The organism is Niabella sp. ZPM-14 (genome assembly GCF_055693045.2).
Genome location: NZ_CM181148.1, coordinates 2,212,145 through 2,236,027, shown reverse-complemented (window position 1 = coordinate 2,236,027; position 23,883 = coordinate 2,212,145). Strand labels below are relative to the sequence as shown.

Here is a 23,883-nt window from a genome sequence, read left to right as displayed (position 1 = left end):
CAGCCTTCGATCAACACAAAGTGCATATATAATATATACACCAACAGATGTGTCACCGCGAATGTTCGCGCTCAGAGAAGATGAAGCCTGTGCGAATCGGGAGCACACTGACCAACCTATGCGTACGCAATTTTTCTGGCGTTGCAAACTGCCCATCTCCACACATTTCCGTAAATTCGCCCTATGGCAATCTTTAAATTCAGGGTCTATTTTGAGGAGGACGATAGCATTTACAGGGATGTGGTGATCAAACATACACAGACCTTTCTTCAATTGCATGAGGCAATTTTAAAAGCCTACGAGTTTGATAATAAACATCAGGCTACGTTTTACCGCAGTAATGACAACTGGCAGCAGGGCCGCGAAATCTCCCTCGAGAAATACGACAAAAAATACCGCGTTGACCCTTTGATCATGGGCGAAACAAGTGTCGGTTCTGAAATAAAAAATACCAATCAACGGTTTACGTATACCTACGACTTTCACAAGCAATGGAACTTTTTGATCGAGCTGATCAATGTAGCCAAGGATGCCGATAGCCGGCAGGAATACCCTTCCGTGGTACGCAGTGAGGGCATAGGGCCTAAACAATATGGAACAAAAGGCCTATTAGGCGACAAATTTGCCGATATTGAAGAAAAATACGATCTGACCCGTGGCGCCGAGGGATTCAATGAGAAGAATGAAGAAGGTGAAGACATGGGAATAGAAGAATCGGCCGACGACTACCGCGAAGACGAGGATTAATCCATCGCTGGCGGGGTCTACACTTCAGGCATCACCGTTCCGAAACCCATCCAATTATAGCTATCAAATCGTTAATAGTAATCGCGGGTCCCACAGCCGTCGGGAAAACAGGGCACGCCATCTCCGTAGCGCAACATTTCGGGACCGTTGTCGTCTCCGCGGACAGCCGCCAGTGTTACCGCGAACTCGACATAGGCGTAGCGCGTCCAGGTCCTTGGGAGCTGGCGCAGGTGCCTCACTATTTTATTGCCTCTCACAGCATCCATGACTCCCTCAATGCCGCCTGGTATGAAACCTACGCGCTTGACTTGCTGAGTGACCTTTTTACAACACATGATACGGTCGTGCTCACCGGCGGTACCGGCCTGTATATTAAAGCGCTTACTGAAGGGCTCGATCTGATTCCCCAGGTGGATGAGCAGATCCGGCAAACCGTCATCAATCAATATAAAGAAAAAGGACTTGACTGGCTGCAGGATGCCCTGAAACGGCAAGATCCGTTATTTTTTGCCAATGGCGAGGTGCAAAACCCGCAACGGGCGATGCGCGCGCTGGAAGTGGTGATGGCCACGGGGCGCTCCATTTTATCTTACCGGGATACCGGAAAGCAGCCACGCCCGTTCGAGATCATCCGCGTTGGGCTGTCGTTACCACGGCCTTTGTTAAACGAACGGATCAATCAGCGGGTAGAACAAATGATGGAAGCGGGCTTAGAGGCCGAGGCGCGTGCTTTGTTGCCGTACCGGGATCTGAATGCCTTGCAAACTGTCGGTTACAAAGAACTGTTTGATTATTTCGACGGCCGGATTTCTTTGCCTGAAGCGGTGGCGCTCATCCAGCAAAATACCCGCCGCTATGCCAAACGACAAATGACCTGGTTCAAAGCTCAGCCCGGCTTTCACTGGATCGATCTATCCGAAGGAAAAGAAGTATTGCCCCAGGTCCTCGAAATACACCAGGCTGTCCTGGGCCAGCAGTAATTTTCCCCTGCGATCCCGTCGCTGATGATATCCCGGAATAAAACGACCGGGCATATGTCTGCCGTTGCTCAATGCAGTATCTTTGCCGGATGATGCAGGACGAACAACAACAGGAAAGCATTTTCAATAGTGACCCTACAGGCGAAGACGAGGCTGCTTTATTACAGTTAAGCAAATGGACGCGGATGATCTCTGTGGCAGGTTTCGCCATCGGTTCTTTTCTCGTGGTAATCATGTTATTGGGCGGGGCAGAGATCCTGAAAAGTTTTGCCGCATCTATGCCTGTCAGCTTTGGCGGCGTTTACTCAGCGCTGGTCATTGTGTTCTTTATTTTGTTCTTCTTAGTAGCGCTGGTATTGTTTTACATACATAAAGCATCGCAGCTGTTACTCCAGGGCATTCAACAGAAAAGCAGCGCCCATGTCGCACAGGCATTTATTTATCTCAGGAATTTTTTCATCGTAATGATCGCCTTCAGCGCGCTTCAGCTTTTAGGTAATCTTTCAAATTTGTTATAGCACATGGATTGGTTTTCCGAATACGACGTGCAGAAAGAGGGTCAAAGCCCTTTGTTTAGAAACATACTCGCTACGGCAAAATTTGCGGGTATCGCAGCAGTGTTGGCGATTTCGGCTACCTTGGTCGGCGTCGTTGGATTGCTGGTCAAGCCCTTGCCTGAAGTGGCAGCGCCTGCAAAAGAAGGATTTGACGAAGCAACGGCATTGCAAATAGCGAAAGGCAGTGTTTATGCCGGTGCGTTAGTCTCTACTGCGGTAAGTGTGTTGCTCTTTTACTTCCTGTTCCGTTTTGCTACGCTGGCCAGAACCGCGTTAAAGGACCGGGATCAATCTAAACTCAATGTGGCGTTAAAAAGTCTTTCCGGCTATTTCAAAGTAGGCGCCATCATTATGATCTTTGTTATTGTGATTTTTATGTTGTCCCTGTTAGGAGGCATGTTAGGCGCGGCCTTCGGCAGCTAAGCATTTATCTTGCCGACAAATAATTATAATCTTTCAATAATTTTTCCAGGAATTCATAAGGGTACATGTCTGTTTCAATTTGCAGGTAGGCCTTCACTTTTTCTGCTGCGATCGCCAGATCTTCGTGGTGATGGCTGCTTTTTTGGTTGCTCAGCATCGTTTTAATGACGTTCAGGTCCTTATCGCTGATGCGCATCACCTGCGGGAAGGCCGGCTGATAGTCGGCGGCTACTTCTGTAAAAACGGTATTGTCCAGGCTTTCCTTCGCAGATGTTTTGATCACGATAGTCTGTGCCAGGATATCGCCGATGCGTTGGGCTTTTTTCGATTGGCTCGCCAATATGATGTCCGTAAGTAAAAAACTAAACCCGAAAAGCACCACCAGTACGGTTTCGACTGTCCCGATTCCCAGTGCCACATACACGATAAGATACAGCAGCATCAGGATCCACATATCCGAAACGCGCAGCAGCCAGCGGATCAGCAACTGGCTTAAAGAGGCGCGACCGCCGTTGATGCTGACCACACGCAGTTTCATGATCTTTTTCCCGATGCTTTGCCCGTTTGTCGTAGCTTCCATCACAATGTGATAAATAAATACCGGTACCATCAGGATCAACCAGATTGCCCAGGAATTAAACGAAGAAATGCCCGGGCTGATGGAAGCCATCAACCGGCTTGCCAGCAGCAGGTATAAGTACTGTACAGCCATATCGATGAGCAGGGAGACCATGCGCCTCCCTAACCCCGGGGCATCAAACTCCAGGCTGATATTGAAACTTGTCGGTATCGTTACAACAGGCATATCAGATGTTTGCCGTAAAATAGCAAGTTTAGCGCAAATGTCAAAGAACCGGGCCGGCTGGCGGCAGGCGAAACCATCGGTAAGCCGCGGATATACCAATAAGCCTTCATTTCTTTGCTTCTACATCCACTCCCAAATTTTTTCAAGAGGCATTATTCTCCGATTCGTGTGTTGCTTCATAGCTTCAATATCAGTGATAGTTGAAATTTATTTTCAGGAGGACGTAGGGGAAGGTAAATGTCAGGTTGTAATCTATATAGTGATGCTATTTTTGCGATTCGGAGATGGCGCTGGACAATGTTCAATATAAAAACGTTTTTGACCTTCATTACGAGGGGTTATATGGGTATGCCTGTTCAATTTTAAAGGCAGAAACCTATGTGGACGATATTATCCAGAATATTTTCATCAGACTTTGGGAGGGCAGGGATGCGGTCAAAGAAGAAACGGTCAAGTCTTACCTGTACACGGCCGTGAGAAACGCATGTCTCAATCACCTCAAACATAAAGGCGTGCAGGCGGCGCATGCCCGGGCTTCCATCCTGAAGAGCGACGATGCGGCCTACGATCATCATTCAGAACAAAAGGAATTACATGAGAAAATACAATACCTGGTTCAGCAGCTTCCGGAAAAATGCGGCGCTGTTTTTTATCTCTGCCGGCAGGCAGGACTTAGCTATAAAGAAGTGGCAGCAACAATGAACATTTCTGTCAAAACAGTAGAGAACCAGATGTCAAAAGCTTTAAAGTTCCTGCGCAGCGGGTTGTCAGAATACCTGGTCAGCATCGTGCCATTATTAATTATTCACCTCATCAATTGATAATATATGGAGCATAAATTGATAGCTTTTTACGAACAGACACTGAGCGCTTCAGAGCACGAAGAAGTGCGGCAGTGGCTGGAGGCTGCGCCGGAAAATAAAAAGCTGTATGAGGATACAGTGACTATTTGGACGCAGTCGAAAACAACACACCCCTATCAACAATATAATAAAGAAGCGGCCTGGGAAAGATTGCAGCAACAGCTGTCTGCCCGCAAGCCGGGCAAGGTAAGACAAGGCTCGTTCAGATGGCGGTCCGCACTCGCCGTTGCTGCTTCCGTTGCTGCGATCGTCGTGCTTTTCGTAATGGTGAATCAGTCCGGGACCCAACAGTTTGTAGCAGTCGAAGTGCAGGAAACCATTAAACTGGAAGACGGCAGCGCTGTAACGCTGTTTCCCGGAGCCGGACTGTCCGTGGCCAAAGATTTTAACCGCGACAGCAGGACGGTTAGGTTGAACGGAGATGCTTATTTCGATATCGCCAAAAACCCCGAAAAACCATTTATCATTCACAGCCATGATGTGGATGTTCAGGTGTTGGGTACTTCCTTCACTGTCCGCCAGGAGCCCCGGTTTCAGACGGTCTTTGTGCATAGCGGAAAAGTAAAGGCTTCTTTCGAGGGCCGGTGCGTGACAGCTGTCGCGAGGCAAAAAATTATCAGGGACAGCGTCACCCGTCAGTTAAGAGTGGCTGATATGACAACAGATATCAACGAGATCCTGAAGACCCAGACCATGAAAGTCAGGGACATGCGCATCGACAGCCTGGCCCGCGTGATGGAGACGCTTTACAATATTGAAGTGATCGTTTCAGACGAACTGAAGGAAAAGAAGATGACCAGTACCTACCTTATCGGCTCTGAAACGCCCGAACAGATCATTGATAACATTGCCGTCACCATCGGCGCCACATGGCACAAAGAGAATAACCAGTATATCATCACTCCGTAAACATGCTTTTAAAAAAGTCCTTTATACTTTCGCTGCTGCTCCTATATTCCTGTTGGATACAGGCACAGGAAAAGATGTTACAACAGCGCATTTCTGTAGACTTCAGAAATATTACTATGTACGAGGCGCTGATGCAGATAGAGCGCAAAGCCGGATTTTATTTTTCGTATGATAACCAGTTCATCAAAAACCAGAAAAAGCTGTCCTTTACCGCGCATCAAAAAACAGTCAAGGAGATCCTGGATATGATCCTGGATCGCGATTATTATTACGTGACCAATAACAACAAGATCGTGATCCGGAAAAAAGAACAGGAGTATATGACGATCCAGGGAGATTTCTTTGACAATAGTGATCAAAAGCCGCTGGAATATGTGACCATATACGAACCTGATCTTAAGATCGGGACCTTGTCTGATGATCAGGGTCATTTTTCGCTGAGAGTACCGGCCGACCGAGAGCTGCGCCTCGTGGTGAACCGCATATCCTACTATGACACGAGCTTTACCGTCTCTGGTCGTCCTCCTGCACCGGTTAAAATAGGGCTCACGCCCAATATCAGGACAGAAGACAGTGTGGTTGTCCGTTCGGTGGAGCGCCATTGGCTGGCGCGGACTGTAATCGGCACGCGGCAGAAGGTCAACAGCCTTAACCTGAAAAACTATTTTTATGAACGCAAATTTCAGCTGGGGTTCTGGCCGGGCATCGGCACCAAGAGCGCGCTCAAAGGGCAGCAGGAAAACAAGATCTCTTTCAATGTATTGGGTGGCTACGCAGCCCAGGTAGATGCATTGGAGATCGGAGGTTTGTTCAATATCGTGCAGAAGCATGTGCGCTCTGTGCAGGTCGGTGGTCTGTTTAACGTCGTAGGCGGAACTGTGAATGGCGTTCAGGTAGCGGGCTTGTATAACGATGTAGGCGGCAATGTGACAGGGGTACAGATCGGCGGCCTCGCCAATGTCAATAAAAGTAATATTCAAGGCTTCCAGGTGGGAGGGCTGTACAATCGCACCAGGCAAACTTCCGGTGTCCAGATTGGCGGATTGCTCAATCATGCCGACCAGTTTGACCGGGGGTTACAGTTGGCCGGCCTGGTCAGTCGTACCGAAACATTCCAAAGCGGTTTTCAATTGTCAGGTCTCTTCAACAGCACGCGTGTGATCAAAGGAGCGCAGGTATCGGGCCTGGTGAATCATGCCGGCAACATCAAAGGATTTCAACTCGGCGCCTTCAATATGGCTGACACGCTCCATGGAATCGCCATCGGGCCATTCAATTATAGCCGGAACGGTAAACATGCGCTTTCCCTGTCTGCCCAGGAAAATGGTCAGTTCAACATCAGTTATAAATCGGGGAGTTATCAATTATACAATATTGTGCAGGTCGGCACGATCCATCCGGATATCGGGCGGCATTACTTTTTTGGCTATGGGCTGGGAACGGAATGGCGGCTCGGTAAAAGATTCGGCCTGGCGGGTGAGTTGATCAATCTGCATTACACACCTGCTGACCGGTTTGAAACAGATTATAGCACCGTTTCTTTGCAACCCATGTTGATCTACCAGATACAACCTAAGATCCAGTTATTTGCCGGGCCGCGCCTGGAATACCAGTTGCCCGTCCATCGTCATGCAAATAGTTATTATCAAGGGATGCATCGCAACATGATACCTTTAAGTCCCGGTTCCAATGGCCCGATCCATCTCGGTTTCAGCGCAGGCATCAATATTTTTTAAAAGAACATAGGGGTGAAGTTCGTTGAATGTGTATTAGCTGTATACATCAACAACATGCAACTCAAAAAGTATTTTCTATTTGCAGGCATTTATCTGTTCAGCCTGAAAAGCCAGGCACAGGAGCCGGTCATGAACCGTATTCATTTAGGCGTGTTTACGCCGGTAAGCACGCAGGGGCGCTACGCGCGTGAGATCAGCCCTTCCTTTTCTCTTCAGATCTTACAGGGAACTAACTTCAATAACAACGGCGCGGCTATTGCCGGCTTATACAGTCGCCTGCACGGCAACAACAAAGGTGTTCTCGTTAGTGGAATTGTCAACCGCGTGAAAGGTTCAGACAAAGGTGTCAGCGTCGCCGGTATCCATAACGGTGCGGCTAACGGCAGAGGCGTCCAGATCGCCGGTATCCACAACCATAAGTCAGGCAACGGATTTATACAAATAGCCGGGCTTCTGAATGACAGCCGTTATGAATCCTTACAGATCGCGGGACTGGTGAATAGCAGCGGATATGTCCACACACAAATAGCCGGATTGGTCAATAGCGCCCGTGTCGTCAAAGGTGTGCAGATTGCCGGTTTGATCAATATTGCCGACAGTTCGGATTATCCGATTGCTATCCTCAATTTCATTAAGAGCGGCGAACAACAGATCGGTGTGCAGGTCTATGACGACGCATCGGTCAACGTAGTGCTGCGCACAGGCGGTCGCAAGACCTATGGCATTATCGGCATCGGTGCCGGAAATGACCAGCGGCGCACCCTGCTGCAGATGGAGGCCGGTATAGGATATCATATCCCGCTGAGCTCCCAACTACGCGTGAATGCGGAAGCCGTGGCATTGAGCAAGACAGATTTCACTTTATTCAAACATACGCAATCTTTAAGGGCCTTGCTGGCTTACCGCATTACACCGGCTTTAGAGATCGTCGCAGGTCCTTCCATAAATACCTATCGATATGCGGACTCTAAACTGTTCGGCAACGGGTATATCTGGCGGCACAACGCTCCTGCATCTTCCTTTTCCCTGACCGCCGGAGCGCTTGCGGGTTTGCAGGTGTACCTCTGATGCTGCTTCATTCGGGAACATGGCAGCTGTATGCGAATCGTCCCTGAACAAGCTCAGGGTAACCCACACTAAATCTTAAAAAATCAAGAACAAACAATTAGTAAAATGAAACAAGCATTTCTTTTCTCATGGATCATCACCTTACTCATCACCGCTCAAAGTTGTAAAAAGGTATTCCCCGATGGCCCGGCGGTCAGGGAGGCCAGGACCGTGTCCGACTTTACCAGGATAGAAGCCGCTTTCAGCGGCGATGTGATATTCACGAATGGTCCCTCAAAAAGCGTAGAAGTGGAAGCAGCTCAAAACCTGCAACGCTATATCATCACCGACGTTTCGGGAAACACGCTGGTCTTGAAAACCCAGCCCAACGTTAATATCAAAGGAGGAAGCGTAAAGATCTACGTGTCCAACCCTGCTTTTTCCGGAGCAACACTTTCCGGTTCCGGAAACATCCAGGTCACGAGCGATATTGAAGCGCCGGCTGTGTCCCTGCGGGTCAGCGGCAGTGGCAACATATTCCTGCCCCGCCTCAATGCTACTACGCTCGATGCGCAGATCACCGGCAGCGGCGATATTACGATTGATGGAGGCGCCGTGCAAGAACAAGAGATTGCTATCACCGGTAACGGCGATTATCATTCGTCGGCGCTCCGGAGTGAACAGGCTAAAGTAAAGGTGACGGGATCCGGCGAAGCACGTATCTGGGCCGAAAACAACTTAAGCGTACAAATTTCAGGCAGCGGTGACGTATGGTACACCGGCAATCCGGCAATTCAGACCAGCATATCCGGTTCAGGGCATGTCAGGAAATTATAAAATTTAAAACACCTTGTTATGCTGATTGCCAGTATCGTGCTTTATTTCATCAGGAAGTACAAAAAGAGAAAAGCCGCAATGGCCGCCACTGCCGGTGCGGTAATGGGATCATTATAAATGATATACTATGCGACAAGAGACTTCTGCATACGCAGTGATCACCGGGGCCAGTCAGGGACTGGGAAGTGCTTTTGCCAGACAATTGGCAGCACAGGGGCAACATATCATATTAGTCAGCTTGCCCGGTCAGGGTCTTGCAGATCAGGCTGTGCAACTGTCCGAGCAGTATGGTGTGATCGTCCGCTATTACGAAACGGATCTGTCTGTTAAAGAAAACGTCATTTCCTTGTGCCAGTGGCTCAACAGTTCCTTCGACATTAAGATACTTATCAACAACGCAGGTGTCGGGGGTACCAAGAAATTCACGGAGGCAACGGTGCAATATATTGACAGCATCATGCAGCTCAATGTGGTCGCCACTTCCTTATTGACCCACCAGTTGTTGCCCAATCTGCTGCGTCAGCAACAGGCCTACATACTCAATGTTTCCAGCATGGCAGCTTTTTCACCGATCGGTTACAAAACGGTGTATCCGGCTTCTAAAACCTTTATCCATTCTTTTTCCAGGGGCTTGAGCGAAGAGCTTAAAAATACAGGGGTTATTGTCAGCGTTGTTAATCCCGGTGCCATGGCGACCAATCCCGATGTGTGTATGAGAATCAAAAAGCTCGGGCTTGTGGGCCGAATGACGTTGTTAAATCCCGACAAGGTAGCAGGCCGCTGCATCCGGCGATTGTTCAAGAAAGACCGCGTCATTATGGTCAATCCCTGGAGCTGGCTGGCGATGTACCTGCTTCCGATCTGGATAAAGCTACCTTTGCTTACCTATAATATCAAAAAGGAAATACAATGACCGTCTTTGTTACAGGCATCAGCGGTTTGCTCGGAACCAACCTTGTTTTGTGGTTATTAGAAAAGGGGTATACGGTCAGGGGTCTCGTGCGTAATGAAAGCAGCTATCGTGGCGACCGGCATGAACGGTTACAGCTGATCACAGGAGATTTGACTTCCGATCTTACGCCATATCTATCAGAGGTGGATGCAGTGGTGCATGTGGCTGCCATGACACAGCAAAACCGGATTCGTTATGAAGATTATTATGAGGTCAATTATACCGGAACGAAAAACCTGTTGACTGCCACAATAAAAGCAGGCGTGCCTAAATTTTTATATGTAAGCACGGCTAACACGATCGGATACGGTATCAGCCCGGATGCTGATCCACCGGAGGCAAAGCCGATGGCGCCGCCTTTTACAAAATCTTTTTACGCCAGGAGCAAGGCCGCCGCTGAGGCGTATGTTTTATCCCGCCAGGACGAGATACAGGTGCATATATTAAATCCCACCTTTATGATCGGGGCGCACGATAGCAAACCCAGCAGCGGGAGAATAATCCTGATGGGCATGAAGAATCGTATCTTGTTCTATCCGCCTGGCGGAAAAAATTTCGTAGCCGTAAGGGATGTCGCTATTGCAATCGAGCGGTGTCTTCATAAGGGGCAGAACGGGCGTCGCTACCTGCTGGCAGGCGTCAACCTGAGCTACAAGGCATTCTTTCAGAAATTAAGCACTCACACCGGAAGAAAGCCGCTTTTGATCCCGCTACCTGCTTTCCTGCTCAAGGTCGCAGGCGCCTTGGGAGACCTTTTACGGCGCCTCCATGTCAAAACCGAACTGTGTTCGAATAACATGCAGATCCTGTGTGTCGATAACTATTACGATAACCGTACTTCTGTTGCCGCGCTGGATATGCAATACCAGGATATTGACATGGCTATTGCCGAAAGTGTGGACTATTTCAGGCGGGAGAGGTCAGAAGTCTGAGGTCAGAAGTCCGAAAGTCTGAGGTCAGAAGTCAGAGGACGGGGGGTCGGAGGTGATGTGCGGGCGTCGGCCTTTAACTTCGGTCTCCCGTCCTTCGACTTCGGCCTTTCTTTCTCCGTCTTCCGTCCTCCGACTTTCGGACGTTCTGCATCCCTCTTCCGTCTTCCGACTCTCTTCTCCGGACCTCGGGCTTCGGACTTCCGTCTTTTCCCAAGAAATTTTGTATTTTAGTTCAAAACAGACTGAGTTGAGAGAGGCGTTATTTATTAAAAAGAACAAAGACCGTTGGCTGAAAAACGAAACCGAGCCGCCCACTTCACCTGATGAAATGGCTACCGCTTTTACACAGATAGTCGACGATCTGGCCTATGCGAAAACTTTTTATGCAGGAAGCAAAACAACCGGCTACCTGAACAAGCAGGCCGCTAAAATGTATCTTGATATTTACCGGAACCGGAAAGAGGAAAGCAGCCGGTTTGCGTCGTTCTGGAAATATGAATTACCCCTGACCATTTATAAATATCGCAAGACTGTATTATTCTCATTCCTTCTCTTCATCGTATTTTTCCTGTTAGGTTTTCTCGTATCCCGCCAGGATGTAGAAGTGGCGCGCAATTTCTTTGGAAATGACTACGTGAACGAGACCGTCAAAAACATTGAGAACAGCAACCCGTTTGGTATTTATGAAGGCGGTAATCCGCTGCTGAGCTGGTTGGGGATCATGATCAACAATATCAAGGTCGCATTTGTATTCTTTGTGTCTGGTATTTTTTGTGGCATACCCACACTGTACAAGCTGGCTGAAACGGGCGCGATGGTCGGCGTTTTTGATGAGCTCTTTGCTTCCTACGGGTACGGCCTGCAGTTTTGGTTAGTGGTATTCGTCCACGGCACCCTCGAGATCACTGCGATCATCATAGCCGGTGCGGCCGGATTTATACTTGGCAAAAGCTACTTGTTTCCCGGCACCAAAAAAAGGATCGAGGCGTTCAGGGAAGGCGCCAAAGATGGCGTTAAAATAATGATCGGCATTTTACCGGTCTTCGTGGTAGCCGCATTTTTCGAAGGGTTGATTACAAGGCTGTACAATGACGCGGCCTGGCTCACCACCCTGATCACCGTTGCGTCAGCCCTCTTTGTGGTGTGGTATTTTATCATTTATCCCGCGAGGCTATCCAGGACGCCCGCCACGGAAATAGCAGAACCGGAGGTGAAGGCATGACACACCGTTGTAGACACTTATTATATGGGCTCATCTGCATAAGCACATTACTGCTCCAAACAAGGGGGATGGCGCAGGGGCAGACGGATGATTCGATTGGAGTGGTCACTCCGCCGGCTCCTGCTACGGAACCTCCTGAGGACGTGGAGGAGTTGTACGAAGTCGACGAAAACTATGAAGCGTCTGTGGAGCAGGACGAGGCCAATAAATTAGATGTGATAGACACCCTGACCGTGGCTCCGGTTCAGTGGCGTAAGGGCGACAGGGCCTTTACGGAAACGCTGAAAAAGAGCGCTGACTTTAGTTATGTAACAGACGGGCTTCGGCAGCCGCAGAAAAAAAAGAGCGGCTCCCGAAACGGCTATACAGGCAATCTGTTTTTATATATTGTCATTGGACTGTTCGTAGTCATACTGATCTGGTATTTAAAAAATAATGATCTGCTCTTGTTCAGGAAGAAGGCCGCCCGCTTGTCTGCTCAGGGCCATCAGGATCCCGATCAGAAGGACCTCTTTTCTATCAATTTCCCCAACGCGATCCGTGAAGCGGTGGCAGCTGGTGATTACCGCCTGGCGGTCCGGATGCAATACCTGCAGCTGCTAAAAGCGTTTTCACAAAAGGAAGTCATCAAATACCAGCCCGACAAAACGAATTTCGAGTACCTGCAGCAAACGCGGTCCACGCCTCATTATGATCAATTCCACGATGTAACCCGGCATTATGAATATAGTTGGTATGGATTATTCCCCATTGACAAAGAGCAGTATGGGAAGATGGAAGAAGCATTTGCTAACCTGTTTAAAAAGATTAACGGATAAGTGAAAAGAGCGTTACCATACATCTTAGGGGCGGTTGCAATCATCGCTTTAGCTGCTTACCTCGGGCGTCGTGCACCACGTGAACGAACGTTTAGTCAGAATATATCACTGGACAAGCGCGACAAAAATCCTTACGGCGCTTTTGTTTTTCATGAAAGCCTGAAAAGATTTTTTCCGGGAGTGCCATTCAAGATCAGCTACACCAATCCCGGCGACAATAAGATGTTTGGCGATTACAAGCCGCACCAGCTTTATGTGATTCTCCAGGATGAGTTTGATCCGGCCCGGGAGGATATGAATGACCTTATCACTTTCATCGACAGGGGCAATAACGTATTCATCAGTACCTTCTACAGCAACCCGTTGGTCAGCAGATTAATCAACGCTTCTGCTCAACGAAAAACTTCTTTCTCTGTGCATGACATCCGGGAGGGTGAAGATTCCATGCAGGTGCACCTGACGGTACCGCCTTTTCCCGCACTGGCCAGTTACAAGTACCCGGATTACCTGATGGAAAGCGTTTTTACGAACACGGATACGACTATTTCGAAAGTCCTGGGTTACGCGCAAACGGGTGAACCCAACTTTATCCATCTCAAAAAGGGCACGGGTAATTTATACATCCATTTGTCTCCGATAGCCTTTAGTAACTATTTTTTGTTATATGGTAACAATATCGAGTACTTTGAAAAGATCTTTTCCTTGTTCCCGGATGATACGCCGCTGATCATATGGGATGAGTATTTTAGTCAACGGCATAGCAACAATGATAGTCAGGGTGGCTGGTTCAGTGCTATCATGAAAAACCAGTACCTCAGAGCGGGTGTGCTTACCGCGTTATTGTTCCTGTTAATATTTGTCCTGACCGAGATGCGGCGCAAACAACGGGCGATTCCCATCATTCCCCGGCCTGTTAATGATTCACTGGAGTTTGTGAAGACGATGGGCTTGCTGTATTATGAACGGGGAGACCATGTCAATCTTGCTCAAAAAATGAGTACCTATTTTCTGGAGCATGTGCGGAGTCGCTACCGGATTTTCTCCACAGAGCTGAACGCTGATTTTGTAACGGAGCTTAGTGACAAATCCGGTGTCAACCCGGCGCTGATCCGGGAAATTGCATCGCAGATCAGCCGGGTCATTAACGAGGGTGTTTCGACTGACACGGAATTAATTGCGCTGCAACATAATATCGATGAATTTTATAAAAACGAATAAAAGCCTTTTATATGCAAGAACCGATTTTTGAAAACCGTGTAGATCTTCGACAGCTCAACCAGGCGGTTGAAGGGATCACCGGAGAAATAAAAAAAGTGATCGTTGGCCAGGATGACATGATCCGGCTGATCATAACGGCACTGCTTGCAGACGGGCACGTGTTAATTGAAGGGGTGCCCGGTGTGGCCAAGACCCTGACGGCGAAACTGGTAGCCAAGGCTGTAGACGCCACTTTTACGCGTATCCAGTTTACGCCTGATCTTATGCCTTCTGATGTAATCGGTACCCCAGTCTTTAATCCGGGCGATGCGCGCTTTGAATTCAAGAAAGGACCGGTATTCGGTAATATCGTGTTGGTCGATGAGGTGAACCGCGCACCCGCCAAAACGCAGGCAGCGTTACTGGAAGTTATGGAAGAGCGGCAGATATCTATTGATGGCGTTACCTACCCGATGGATGCGCCGTTCATGGTGCTGGCTACTCAAAACCCGGTGGAGCAGGAGGGAACTTACCGGCTTCCGGAGGCGCAACTCGACCGTTTTTTGTTTAAGATCGAAGTGCCTTATCCAAAAGAGGAAGAGGAACTGCAGATCCTGTCGCTGTTTCACCACATGGGGCATCACAATGCGCTGGAGCAAATCAATGCAGCGCTTACGGGCGCTCAGATCAACCAGGTAAGGCAACAGGTGCGTGATATTGTGATAGAAGAAAAGTTGCTGGCATTTATTGCACGGCTCGTGTATCAGACCCGGAATCATAAATCTATTTACCTGGGTGCGTCGCCACGGGCCTCGCTGGCCATCATGAATGCTGCCAAAGCAACAGCGGCTATCAACGGTCGCGATTTCGTTACGCCCGATGATATTATATGGGTAGCAACACCGGTGTTAAGGCATCGTATTATTTTGTCGCCGGAAAAAGAAATGGAGGGTATCAGCGAGAATGAAGTGATCCGGCAGATCATCAACGGACTGGAAATACCGAGGTAAGCGGGCTGTAAGTCACGGAGGCGATCCGACATCACTCACCAATCATTATTCACTATCGTCATTCTTTTGAAATCACTATACTTCAATAATACACTTTACTATATCGGCGGTGCCTGCGCGGTGATGTACATGGCTGGCTATTTTTTTCCTGCCTTGTATTCCATCGCATCGCTCATTCTCGTACTGTTACTCGTGTTGGTGGTGATCGACATCCTGTTGCTGTATTCCAGCAAAAGCGGCATTGTGGCGACAAGGCAGCTTCCCGACCGGTTCAGCATCGGAGACGAAAATCCGGTTTCTTTATTCATCTCCAACAGGTATAGCTTTGCGGTTGGGTGCCGCGTCATTGATGAGCTGCCTGTTCAGTTGCAGATCCGGGATTGGGAGCGCTCACTGAAAGTAGCGCCCGCAGCTTCTGAAACGATTGGATATAGCATTACACCGCTTCAGCGCGGCGAATATGTTTTTGATCAGATCAACGTAATGGTAGCCGGACCGCTTAAGTTGACGAGAAGAAAATATACGATCGATGCCAGGCATACGGTCAAAGTGTATCCGTCTTTTATACAGATGCGCCGTTTCCAGTTGCTGGCCGCTACCAATCGATTACAGGAGGCAGGCATTAAGCGCATTCGCAGGTTAGGCCACAGTGCTGAGTTTGAACAGATCAAAGAGTATGTGAGGGGCGACGATTACCGGACGATCAACTGGAAAGCTACCGGACGAAAAGGAAGCCTGATGACCAACAGCTATGCAGACGAGAAGAGTCAGCAGGTATACTGTGTGATCAACAAAGGGCGCGTGATGAAAATGCCATTCAACGGCATGACCTTGCTGGACTATGCGATCAACGCGTCGCTGGTGTTATCCAATATTGCGATCACGAAGCAGGACAAGGCCGGGCTGATCACGTTTGCCGAGAAGCCGGATACGTTTCTTGCGGCTGATAAAAAACCGGGCCAGATGAATGTCATCCTGGAATCTCTGTATAAGCAACAAACAGATTTTCTCGAGCCCGATTATGAAAGGTTATACGCTACGATCCGCAACCGGGTTACCAATCGCGGTCTGGTCTTGCTGTTTACCAACTTCGAATCTATAGAAAGCCTCAGGCGGGAGTTGCCTGCGTTCAGGAAGATTGCGCATTACCATCTGTTGTTAGTCGTGTTTTTCGAAAACACCTCCATCAAGGGCCTGGTGGAAAATAAGGCGCAGGACTTAGAGCAAGTCTATTTGAAAACCATCGCCGAGAAATTCGTTTTTGAGAAGAAACGCATGGTGAAAGAGTTACAGCAAAATGGTATCCTCAGCGTCCTTACCATACCCGAGCAACTCACCGTAAACACGATCAATAAATACCTGGAACTGAAGAACAGGAATACTATTTAAAAGTCATACACCCAATACGATTCCTGGTTCAATATCAAGCGCTCTGCTTATTTTTAATGTCGGTTCACTTTTCCCTGATAAGTATTCGCTGATCCTGGACGGGTGAATGCCCAATGTTTTTGAAAGGCTGGTTTGTGAAAGATTTTTTTCGTACATGCGCAATTTCATTACTTCATGTAATGTTGGCGGTGAAACTGGTGCGCGTTGCTCCTCATACTCCGCCATCCATTGAGAAAGCAGATCCAACTCTATCAGTTTAGGATCCGTGTTGGATGTGCGGTCCGAAACTATTTGTAAAAGTTCCTCTACCCGTTTCGAAATCGCTTTATATTGTTTCTTATCTTTTATCATGGGGCTTGTTTGGATATTTTTCACGTCTATTTTGTCATACTCCGCATGTGTTCCGATAAATCTAATATACACGGTCTGAATTTGGAACAGAATAATTGTTACCAGCCGATACCGATTTCCACGTATATTAAATACATATCTTTTATTGCCGACGGCGTCCACGCTATTAAAGGTCAATTTTATTTCGGCAAAGCTTTTTTAATCGTTTTCAATTCGTCGTTGTTATTCTCAATTTAGTTGTTGTCGGTTGTTGTGATATCGATGTTTTGTAGGGTTGAGTATTGCTTGCCGCTAACGGGCTAACATTGGCGATGTGGCGGAAATAAAACTACAAATGATGAGTTTTGAAAAAATGCTCAACAGAATTACTACTGTTGAGCATTTGAAGTCAAGCCGCCATATAGCCAATGCACTGTTGGAAGAAGTAATAGTCAAATCAATTCATTCGCTATCACTATTATCAACGCCGTGATTATTGTCATGCTTAAAAAAAATACATTGATTTTTATTTGATCAGAGTTGTGCTTCACAACAGCAGTGATTAATGCCTTTATTCGAAAATAAAAAATATAAATAGGGGTGCCAATAGTATATAAACGTTATTCATTATTTTTATTTTTTTAGTCAGCTAAATATGTGTCGGCGAGACATACGCCAAATGATACTGCTGTTATTGCAACTCCAATCGGTCCCAACATTCTTTTAGCAATTGTTGTAACGCTTTTTCTGTGCATTCAATAATTTGCTGTTTAGTACGGGTTCTATATGCTGAAATTCACGAATAACATGGGTCTCTTTTCATATAAGATCTGTTTAGTATTTAATGTCAAGCCGCCGCATCGCTCAATGCAGTATTGTTGGCAGAATTAATATTCTGATACTATTCTCTCAATGTTTCAAGCACGAAAACACACAGCGCCCCTAATAAAATGATCACACCAATGAAAACTACATTAATCTTTATTTGATCCGTATCTTTTGTTTTTATCGACGAAACCAACTTCATGGTTCGCCCAAATAGAGCGAATAAAAAAATTGGCATCATCAGGAAATATATTACCAACATAATCTTTTGTATTTAGCTTAAATAAACTCCGGTGAGACAAATTCCAAATTCTGCTACAGCAATAGCAACACCTACGGGCCCCAATGCCTTTTTAGCGATTGTTTTAAAGGCAGCTTTCATTGCGCTGATGCTCCATACAGTTGCACTTGATCCATAGGCAAAGCCTGCAAAGTCTCCCAATAGAGCCGCCACAGCACACGCGCCAGCATCACTCCAAGTAATTGTTCTTACATGAACATCTGAAAGAAGAAAATTCGGATAATTGGTAGCTACAGGTTGAGTATTTTCTATTTGAGTTAAAGCCATGACAAGAGGGATTAAGTCAATTTCCTCTGCATCTTCCTCAGCAATCATTTGTTGAATATCTTGTTCGGTAAATCCTTTAGCGTATAAATACTGTTTGGATTCCCGGACTAAGGGGTTTAAGCCAGACATAATTTTTTCTACTGGCACGTTGATCTGATAGTCAACGTTTTCAGATGTCTTTTTATACTGAATGATGGCATCGGTTTCATGTATTAAATCAACCATGGCTCGTATTGAAGTCGTATTTTGAAATAAGGCGTAATCTTCCTGCGTAACTTCTTCAGGAAATTGAACATATACGGTCAACTCATTAGATGGGGGAGCCGCAATTCGCGCAACTGTTCCTTTACCCGTTCTTTTCGAAAATCCTATATTCCCCAGAGTTTTCTTACTTTTCTCTAAAGCTGCAGTAAATTTTTCGTTCGCTTTTTTAGGTTCGCTTTTTTCATAAGCTGCTTTTTTGCATGAGTCAAGAAGGAATACACAAGCAACAACAATTAGATTTAAAGTCAAAAGAGCAAGCATCCCTTTTGAAAACTTTTTTACAGGTTGTAAAATTTGGCTTACAATTCTCATGATTAAACATTTTTCAAGTTAGTCTTACCTTCAGGTTAGGTGCTGTGTCAGAATTTCACCATTAGCAAAAGTATCTTTTCAGGGTGCTGCTTCTTTTTAGGTCATTTTGTAAGGCGCTTCATGTCCTGTATTGAACTTAAAGTGCAGGCGTCTGGCAAATGATTTTGCTAGTATAAATATACGCAAAGTTTAAAATATATATTTATTTTAATGTATTTCATTAAATGCTAAAATCTTTTAGGCGGACTTTAGACCGTCGCATGGCATCCGTCGCTTTCCTGCATGCTTGGATGATTTTTTGTTAGAATTTTTCAGCCACTTCCAGGATATTTATACTTGTCGGATCTGCAAAAAGTATTATGCCTCCTCTGTTTGCATATTAAAAAAACACATCTTCCACCTCCTCCCACCGCTTCCGCTTCCCGACTTCATACTTTTCCCCTAACTTGCCTTTATGCCAATCATCAAAGAAAAACTGGAAGCACAGTTTACCGCCGTTTACAAGAACTTGAACCCCGAACAGCAGGTCGCCGTAGACACGCTCGAAGGGCCGGTGATGGTCATTGCGGGGCCCGGAACGGGTAAAACCCAGATATTGGCCGCCAGGATCGGGAAGATCCTGCTGGATACAGATGCATTGCCGGAGAACATTCTCTGCCTTACCTACACAGATGCAGGCGTCGTCGCCATGCGCAAAAGATTGCAGCAGTTTATAGGCGCAGACGCTTATAAGGTGAATATATACACCTTTCATGCTTTTTGTAACGATGTGATACAGGACAATTTGTCCCTGTTTGAAAAGACCTCGCTCGACCCGGTTTCAGACCTGGAAAAGGTAGAATATTATAAGTTGCTGATCGACCGGTTTCCGAAAGATCATCCGTTGAAAAGATACCGCGGCGATGTGTATTACGAAGCAGACCCTTTAAGCAACCTGTTTTCTACGATGAAGAGAGAAGGGTGGACGCCGGAATATATCCTGGAGAAGATCGATCTGTACACGAAAGAGCTGGCCGAAGACGAAAAGTATGTATATAAAACCTCGCGCGCCGGCAAATGGCAGAAAGGAGACCGCAAGCCGGCTTATGACGACGAGCTCAAACGCATGGACAAGCTGCGTGCGGCCGTCAACGAATTTGATCATTACCAGGAGATCATGAGGAATAATAAGCGCTACGATTTCGACGATATGATCAATTGGGTGATCAAAGCTTTTGAGGAAAATCAAAACCTGCTGGCCGACTACCAGGAACGTTTCCAATATATTCTCGTTGATGAATTCCAGGACACGAGCGGTACGCAAAACCGCATTGTGCAGTTGCTGATCAGTTATTGGGAGCGGCCGAATGTTTTTGTCGTGGGTGATGACGACCAGAGCATTTACCGCTTCCAGGGCGCCAATGTGCAGAACATGCTAGATTTCGCTAACCAGTATGTCGACGACCTGCGCACCGTCGTATTGACCAATAATTACCGGAGTGTACAGCCGATCCTGGATGTGTCCAAGACCTTAATTACGCGCAATGAAGAGCGGCTGGTCAAACAAATATCCGGCCTGAGTAAAGAGCTGATCGCGGCGAATGCCGCCATCAATCACTTGCAGCATGCTCCTTCTGTTACTGAATACAACACCATGTCGGATGAAATGGCAGGTATTGTATTTAAAATTGAAGAGTTGGTAAACGCGGGTACATCGCCCGGCCGGATCGCTGTCATTTATAAAGAGAATAAATACGGCGAAGAGCTGTCAGAATATTTGAGACAAAAACAAATACCGTTCTACAGCAAGCGCAGTGTCAACCTGCTTCAGTACCCTTTTATAAAAAAGATCATTACGATTTTATACTATCTCGATGCCGAACATGATACGCCGTTCGGGGGAGATGAGTTGTTATTTGAGATCCTTCATTTTGATTTTTATAAAAATCCACCGATCGAGATCGCCAAACTGAATGTGGAGGTCAATCAAAAAAAGTTCAAGGGCGAAAGCGCTTCGTTAAGACAACTCCTGCACGAGAAAGCGAACACGCCTCCGCGAACCTTGTTTGATGAAGGGCTCAATGAAAGCCTCAGGCATAGCTCGAAAATGGTAGAGCAATTGATTGCCGACGTCAGCAACCTGACCATCCAGCAGCTACTCGACCAGGTCATCCGCATTGGCGGTATCCTGACCTACATCATGAACAGTGATCAGAAAGTGGAACTGATGCGGTCATTGACCGCCTTCTACGATTTCATTAAGGAAGAAAACCGGCGCAATCCCAATCTCGACCTCGAGGCGCTCGTTCAGTTGCTGATGCTGATGGAGCGCGAGAATATACCGCTACCGCTGGTACGCACTACGGGTAACGATAAGGGCGTGAACCTGTTGACGGCCCACGGCAGCAAGGGGCTGGAGTTCGAGTACGTTTTTCTCGCGGGGTGCAATGCGGCTTTCTGGGAGAAGAAACGGAAAATGAACCGGGGTTATAAACTGCCTTCCACCATTTTTTCCTCGCAGGCCAGTGCCAGTGATGAAGAAGAGTTGAGAAGGGTGTTTTATGTGGCCCTGACTCGGGCAGAAAAGTACTTATATATATCTTATGCCAAGCTTAATGCCGACGGGAAGGAACTCGAACCTTCGATGTTTATCGCGGAGATCCTGGAACAGCATGAGCTTCCCATCGAAAAACGACAAATGAGCGCTGAAGAGATGGTAGCCTTCAGACACCTGTTATTCAGTGGGCAGCAACCGGTGATCAATAGTCTTGAAGAAGATTTTGTTGATGGTTTACTGGCCAGGTTTGTCATGAACGTAACTGCCTTAAGTGCTTACCTGAGTTGTCCTTTAAAATTTTATTACCAGAACCTGCTGCGGATTCCTTCGGGAAAAAACGAAGCAACAGAGTTCGGTAGTGCTATTCACTTTGCGCTGGAGCGATTGTTTCGTAAACTTTGGGAAACAGATGCCTTCCCGCCTGTAACATCGATGCTCGATGATTTCAATTGGTACATGATCCGTCACCGCCAGAACTTCACTAAAGAAGCGTATGAACGCCGTATGGAGCAAGGGTCTATTATTATTCCGGCTTATTATAACAAATACATTGATAGCTGGAACAAAGTAGTCGCTGTGGAAACCAATATCAAGGGCGTAGTGGTAGATGGCGTGCCATTGAAGGGCAAGCTCGACAAGCTCGAGTTCCAGGGAAAAGAAGTGAATGTCGTGGATTATAAAACGGGGAATGTTGACAAGGCGTTACCCAAACTAAAAGCGCCGGATGACAAAAATCCGGACGGCGGAGATTACTGGCGCCAGGCGGTCTTCTACAAAATACTACTTGATAATTATGAGTTGAAGGACTGGAAGGTGATCAGCACGGAGTTTGATTTTATAGAGCCTGACAGTAACAAGAAGTTTCAAAAGTTGAAAGTGATCATTGATCCCGAAGATGTGGCGATCGTAAAGACGCAGATCAGAACCGTGTGGGATAAGATACAAGCCAAAGACTTTTATAAAGGCTGCGGGAAGCCTGATTGCCATTGGTGTAATTTTGTAAAGGATAACTATTTATTTAATCGATTGGAAGATGCTGAAGAGATCGAGGAAGAGCAATGATAAGCGGCAACCTCCTCCTGTGCATTCCGGGATTATAACTGTCAGGTTCATGATCGCTGGCATTCGAAATTTTATTGCTTATCTCCGGGGAGCAACCTGCACGGAGTGCCGAATCTGTGCAGGTTTGATTATGGATAAGGCTTAAAGCCCGTACTGGTCCACGAGATACACCAGTGCCGCCATATTCACAGCGCCCAGATCCAGCTCTCTCTTGTTAACAGCTTCAAACACATCATTCGCAGCATGGTGCAGGTCGAAATAACGTTGCGAATCGGGTAAGAAGCCGCAGAGGGGAGTGCCTATCGCCGCTTTAAGCGGTGCGATATCAGTGCCGCCACCGCCCCGGATGAATTCATTGCAGCCATAAGGCGCGATCAGTGGTAGCCAGGTTTCCATCTTTTTGAACTGAGCATCATCACAGCTAAAGCTGAAGGCGCGAGGCGTAAATCCGCCGGCATCACTTTCGATGGCAAGGATGTGTTGCTCCTTATTCAATTTGGCCAGCTCTGCATATTTCGCTCCGCCGCGCGCGCCGTTCTCCTCATTGGCAAATAACACAAAGCGGATTGTTCGTTTGGGTTGATAACCTAAAGCCTTAAAAGCCCGTAATACTTCTATCGTTTGCGTAATGCCCGCACCATCATCGTGCGCACCTTCACAATTATCCCAACTGTCTAAGTGACCGCCGATCGTAATGTATTCATCCGGGTACTTACTTCCCTTTAATTCGCCAACGATATTATGTCCTTCCACATCCGGCAGCGAATGTCCGTTGGTCGTAAGCTCCACCCGTACATTGTTGCCTGATTGCAGCTGGCCGGCCATCCAGTCCGCGTCTTGCAGTCCGATAGCCACCGCCGGGATTTTCGGATAAGCTGAATCGTAGGCCAGCATGCCCGTATGTGGCAGGTTATCGGTACTGTGGCTCATGCTGCGCACGATCACGCCGATCGCGCCGTATTTGGCGGCCCGTGACGGGCCCTGGCTCCGGTATTTCACCGCGTCACCATAGGCTTCAAAAGTTCGGATGAATTTTGGGTTAAATTTATAGTTGTAAAAAACAATCTTTCCACGCAGCTCGTTCTTCTTCTTTTCCAGTTCGTCGAAATCCCGGATCATAATTACCGCCGCGGTGAGGGGTCTGCCTTTAGTGCCAACGGCATTTCCCAAAGCAATGACGTTGAGCTCTTTCTTTTTCCCGGCTATAACAGCGGTCGCCCGGTCTTTGCCGCCACGTACCCAGTGCGGCACCATAACAGGTTGCTTAAATGTGTTGGAGCTGCCGGATTGTTTCAGCAAATCAAAGCCCCAGGCTTCTGCCTTATACATGCCCGGTGAACCGGCCAGTCGCGCGCCGATTGTTTTGGTAAGCGTGCGCAGATGATCATAGGTTTTTCCGTTCACCAATATTTCATCTGCGATCTGGCGGATAAATGCCTCGTCTTTCGATTGCCCCCAGGCAGCAATGCCAAAAAATAAAAAGCCGGATAAAAACAATTTGCGGATCATAATGTTATGGTATGTGATTTGAGTAAAGATAAGCAGGGATAGACGATCGTCCA

21 protein-coding genes and 1 pseudogene are annotated in these 23,883 nt (G+C 47.2%); 17 read left to right on the top strand and 5 right to left on the bottom strand.

Features of this window, described 5'->3' with window-relative positions; translation table 11 throughout:
- The first annotated feature begins 183 nt into the window (after window positions 1-183).
- From ACU37H_RS09540 to ACU37H_RS09525, 4 genes are all read left to right on the top strand, one after another.
- Window positions 184-747 (top strand): IS1096 element passenger TnpR family protein, encoded by a 564-nt coding sequence (locus ACU37H_RS09540; protein WP_472701755.1) that lies wholly within the window; start codon window positions 184-186, stop codon window positions 745-747.
- Window positions 748-800: 53 nt separating this feature from the next.
- On the top strand, window positions 801-1,727 hold the full coding sequence (miaA, locus tag ACU37H_RS09535; protein ID WP_494407608.1) for a tRNA (adenosine(37)-N6)-dimethylallyltransferase MiaA: 927 nt from the start codon (window positions 801-803) through the stop codon (window positions 1,725-1,727).
- A gap of 89 nt (window positions 1,728-1,816) precedes the next feature.
- The gene (locus tag ACU37H_RS09530) at window positions 1,817-2,245 is read left to right on the top strand and encodes a hypothetical protein (protein ID WP_494407604.1); all 429 of its coding nucleotides are present in this window, start codon (window positions 1,817-1,819) and stop codon (window positions 2,243-2,245) included.
- A gap of 3 nt (window positions 2,246-2,248) precedes the next feature.
- Window positions 2,249-2,707, top strand: coding sequence for a hypothetical protein (locus ACU37H_RS09525; RefSeq protein WP_472701757.1), 459 nt, complete (start codon window positions 2,249-2,251; stop codon window positions 2,705-2,707).
- A 4-nt stretch (window positions 2,708-2,711) separates the two neighbouring features.
- Here ACU37H_RS09525 and ACU37H_RS09520 read toward each other — a convergent pair whose 3' ends face one another.
- Complete coding sequence (locus ACU37H_RS09520) at window positions 2,712-3,512, bottom strand: DUF8484 domain-containing protein (RefSeq protein ID WP_472701758.1); 801 nt, start codon at window positions 3,510-3,512, stop codon at window positions 2,712-2,714.
- A gap of 284 nt (window positions 3,513-3,796) precedes the next feature.
- Here ACU37H_RS09520 and ACU37H_RS09515 point away from each other — a divergent pair, with 284 nt between their 5' ends.
- The 12 genes from ACU37H_RS09515 to ACU37H_RS09460 all read left to right on the top strand — a co-directional run bounded on the left by ACU37H_RS09515 (window position 3,797) and on the right by ACU37H_RS09460 (window position 16,424).
- The gene (locus ACU37H_RS09515) at window positions 3,797-4,333 is read left to right on the top strand and encodes an RNA polymerase sigma-70 factor (protein ID WP_472701759.1); all 537 of its coding nucleotides are present in this window, start codon (window positions 3,797-3,799) and stop codon (window positions 4,331-4,333) included.
- 6 nt (window positions 4,334-4,339) lie between these two features.
- Complete coding sequence (locus ACU37H_RS09510; RefSeq protein ID WP_472701760.1) at window positions 4,340-5,284, top strand: FecR family protein; 945 nt, start codon at window positions 4,340-4,342, stop codon at window positions 5,282-5,284.
- 2 nt (window positions 5,285-5,286) lie between these two features.
- Complete coding sequence (locus tag ACU37H_RS09505; protein WP_472701761.1) at window positions 5,287-7,020, top strand: STN and carboxypeptidase regulatory-like domain-containing protein; 1,734 nt, start codon at window positions 5,287-5,289, stop codon at window positions 7,018-7,020.
- Window positions 7,021-7,074: 54 nt separating this feature from the next.
- Entirely contained in the window at window positions 7,075-8,088 is a 1,014-nt protein-coding gene (locus ACU37H_RS09500; RefSeq protein ID WP_494407603.1) for a hypothetical protein, read from the top strand.
- A 105-nt stretch (window positions 8,089-8,193) separates the two neighbouring features.
- A complete protein-coding gene (locus ACU37H_RS09495; RefSeq protein WP_472701763.1) occupies window positions 8,194-8,904 on the top strand; it encodes a head GIN domain-containing protein in 711 nt (236 codons plus the stop codon).
- Window positions 8,905-9,031: 127 nt separating this feature from the next.
- A complete protein-coding gene (locus tag ACU37H_RS09490) occupies window positions 9,032-9,817 on the top strand; it encodes an SDR family NAD(P)-dependent oxidoreductase (protein WP_472701764.1) in 786 nt (261 codons plus the stop codon).
- A complete protein-coding gene (locus ACU37H_RS09485) occupies window positions 9,814-10,788 on the top strand; it encodes an NAD-dependent epimerase/dehydratase family protein (protein ID WP_472701765.1) in 975 nt (324 codons plus the stop codon). Before ACU37H_RS09490 ends, ACU37H_RS09485 begins: the two co-directional genes overlap by 4 nt.
- A gap of 247 nt (window positions 10,789-11,035) precedes the next feature.
- Complete coding sequence (locus ACU37H_RS09480; RefSeq protein WP_472701766.1) at window positions 11,036-12,010, top strand: stage II sporulation protein M; 975 nt, start codon at window positions 11,036-11,038, stop codon at window positions 12,008-12,010.
- Between the two features lie 68 nt (window positions 12,011-12,078).
- Window positions 12,079-12,828, top strand: a complete 750-nt coding sequence (locus ACU37H_RS09475) for a DUF4129 domain-containing protein (protein ID WP_472701767.1) — start codon at window positions 12,079-12,081, stop codon at window positions 12,826-12,828.
- Complete coding sequence (locus ACU37H_RS09470; RefSeq protein WP_472701768.1) at window positions 12,829-14,046, top strand: DUF4350 family protein; 1,218 nt, start codon at window positions 12,829-12,831, stop codon at window positions 14,044-14,046.
- An 11-nt stretch (window positions 14,047-14,057) separates the two neighbouring features.
- The gene (locus ACU37H_RS09465) at window positions 14,058-15,035 is read left to right on the top strand and encodes an AAA family ATPase (RefSeq protein WP_472701769.1); all 978 of its coding nucleotides are present in this window, start codon (window positions 14,058-14,060) and stop codon (window positions 15,033-15,035) included.
- A gap of 66 nt (window positions 15,036-15,101) precedes the next feature.
- Window positions 15,102-16,424, top strand: coding sequence for a DUF58 domain-containing protein (locus ACU37H_RS09460; RefSeq protein WP_472701770.1), 1,323 nt, complete (start codon window positions 15,102-15,104; stop codon window positions 16,422-16,424).
- 3 nt (window positions 16,425-16,427) lie between these two features.
- Here ACU37H_RS09460 and ACU37H_RS09455 read toward each other — a convergent pair whose 3' ends face one another.
- From ACU37H_RS09455 to ACU37H_RS09445, 3 genes and pseudogenes are all read right to left on the bottom strand, one after another.
- A complete protein-coding gene (locus ACU37H_RS09455; RefSeq protein ID WP_472701771.1) occupies window positions 16,428-16,775 on the bottom strand; it encodes a helix-turn-helix domain-containing protein in 348 nt (115 codons plus the stop codon).
- 87 nt (window positions 16,776-16,862) lie between these two features.
- Window positions 16,863-16,937, bottom strand: a pseudogene (locus tag ACU37H_RS09450) (type II toxin-antitoxin system HigB family toxin); the annotation flags it as partial.
- 916 nt (window positions 16,938-17,853) lie between these two features.
- Window positions 17,854-18,723: a hypothetical protein gene (locus ACU37H_RS09445; RefSeq protein WP_472701772.1), complete on the bottom strand. Its 870-nt coding sequence runs from the start codon at window positions 18,721-18,723 to the stop codon at window positions 17,854-17,856.
- Between the two features lie 454 nt (window positions 18,724-19,177).
- Here ACU37H_RS09445 and ACU37H_RS09440 point away from each other — a divergent pair, with 454 nt between their 5' ends.
- Window positions 19,178-22,321 (top strand): ATP-dependent helicase, encoded by a 3,144-nt coding sequence (locus ACU37H_RS09440; protein WP_472701773.1) that lies wholly within the window; start codon window positions 19,178-19,180, stop codon window positions 22,319-22,321.
- Between the two features lie 141 nt (window positions 22,322-22,462).
- Here ACU37H_RS09440 and ACU37H_RS09435 read toward each other — a convergent pair whose 3' ends face one another.
- Window positions 22,463-23,830: a M20/M25/M40 family metallo-hydrolase gene (locus ACU37H_RS09435; RefSeq protein WP_472701774.1), complete on the bottom strand. Its 1,368-nt coding sequence runs from the start codon at window positions 23,828-23,830 to the stop codon at window positions 22,463-22,465.
- Window positions 23,831-23,883: the final 53 nt, after the last annotated feature.

Coding starts and splice junctions, on each gene's coding strand:
- ACU37H_RS09540 (WP_472701755.1), top strand. CDS start 184: ATGGCAATCTTTAAATTCAGGGTCTATTTTGAGGAGGACGATAGCATT.
- ACU37H_RS09530 (WP_494407604.1), top strand. CDS start 1,817: ATGATGCAGGACGAACAACAACAGGAAAGCATTTTCAATAGTGACCCT.
- ACU37H_RS09525 (WP_472701757.1), top strand. CDS start 2,249: ATGGATTGGTTTTCCGAATACGACGTGCAGAAAGAGGGTCAAAGCCCT.
- ACU37H_RS09520 (WP_472701758.1), bottom strand. CDS start 3,512: ATGCCTGTTGTAACGATACCGACAAGTTTCAATATCAGCCTGGAGTTT.
- ACU37H_RS09515 (WP_472701759.1), top strand. CDS start 3,797: ATGGCGCTGGACAATGTTCAATATAAAAACGTTTTTGACCTTCATTAC.
- ACU37H_RS09510 (WP_472701760.1), top strand. CDS start 4,340: ATGGAGCATAAATTGATAGCTTTTTACGAACAGACACTGAGCGCTTCA.
- ACU37H_RS09505 (WP_472701761.1), top strand. CDS start 5,287: ATGCTTTTAAAAAAGTCCTTTATACTTTCGCTGCTGCTCCTATATTCC.
- ACU37H_RS09500 (WP_494407603.1), top strand. CDS start 7,075: ATGCAACTCAAAAAGTATTTTCTATTTGCAGGCATTTATCTGTTCAGC.
- ACU37H_RS09495 (WP_472701763.1), top strand. CDS start 8,194: ATGAAACAAGCATTTCTTTTCTCATGGATCATCACCTTACTCATCACC.
- ACU37H_RS09490 (WP_472701764.1), top strand. CDS start 9,032: ATGCGACAAGAGACTTCTGCATACGCAGTGATCACCGGGGCCAGTCAG.
- ACU37H_RS09485 (WP_472701765.1), top strand. CDS start 9,814: ATGACCGTCTTTGTTACAGGCATCAGCGGTTTGCTCGGAACCAACCTT.
- ACU37H_RS09475 (WP_472701767.1), top strand. CDS start 12,079: ATGGCGCAGGGGCAGACGGATGATTCGATTGGAGTGGTCACTCCGCCG.
- ACU37H_RS09465 (WP_472701769.1), top strand. CDS start 14,058: ATGCAAGAACCGATTTTTGAAAACCGTGTAGATCTTCGACAGCTCAAC.
- ACU37H_RS09455 (WP_472701771.1), bottom strand. CDS start 16,775: ATGATAAAAGATAAGAAACAATATAAAGCGATTTCGAAACGGGTAGAG.
- ACU37H_RS09445 (WP_472701772.1), bottom strand. CDS start 18,723: ATGAGAATTGTAAGCCAAATTTTACAACCTGTAAAAAAGTTTTCAAAA.
- ACU37H_RS09440 (WP_472701773.1), top strand. CDS start 19,178: ATGCCAATCATCAAAGAAAAACTGGAAGCACAGTTTACCGCCGTTTAC.
- ACU37H_RS09435 (WP_472701774.1), bottom strand. CDS start 23,830: ATGATCCGCAAATTGTTTTTATCCGGCTTTTTATTTTTTGGCATTGCT.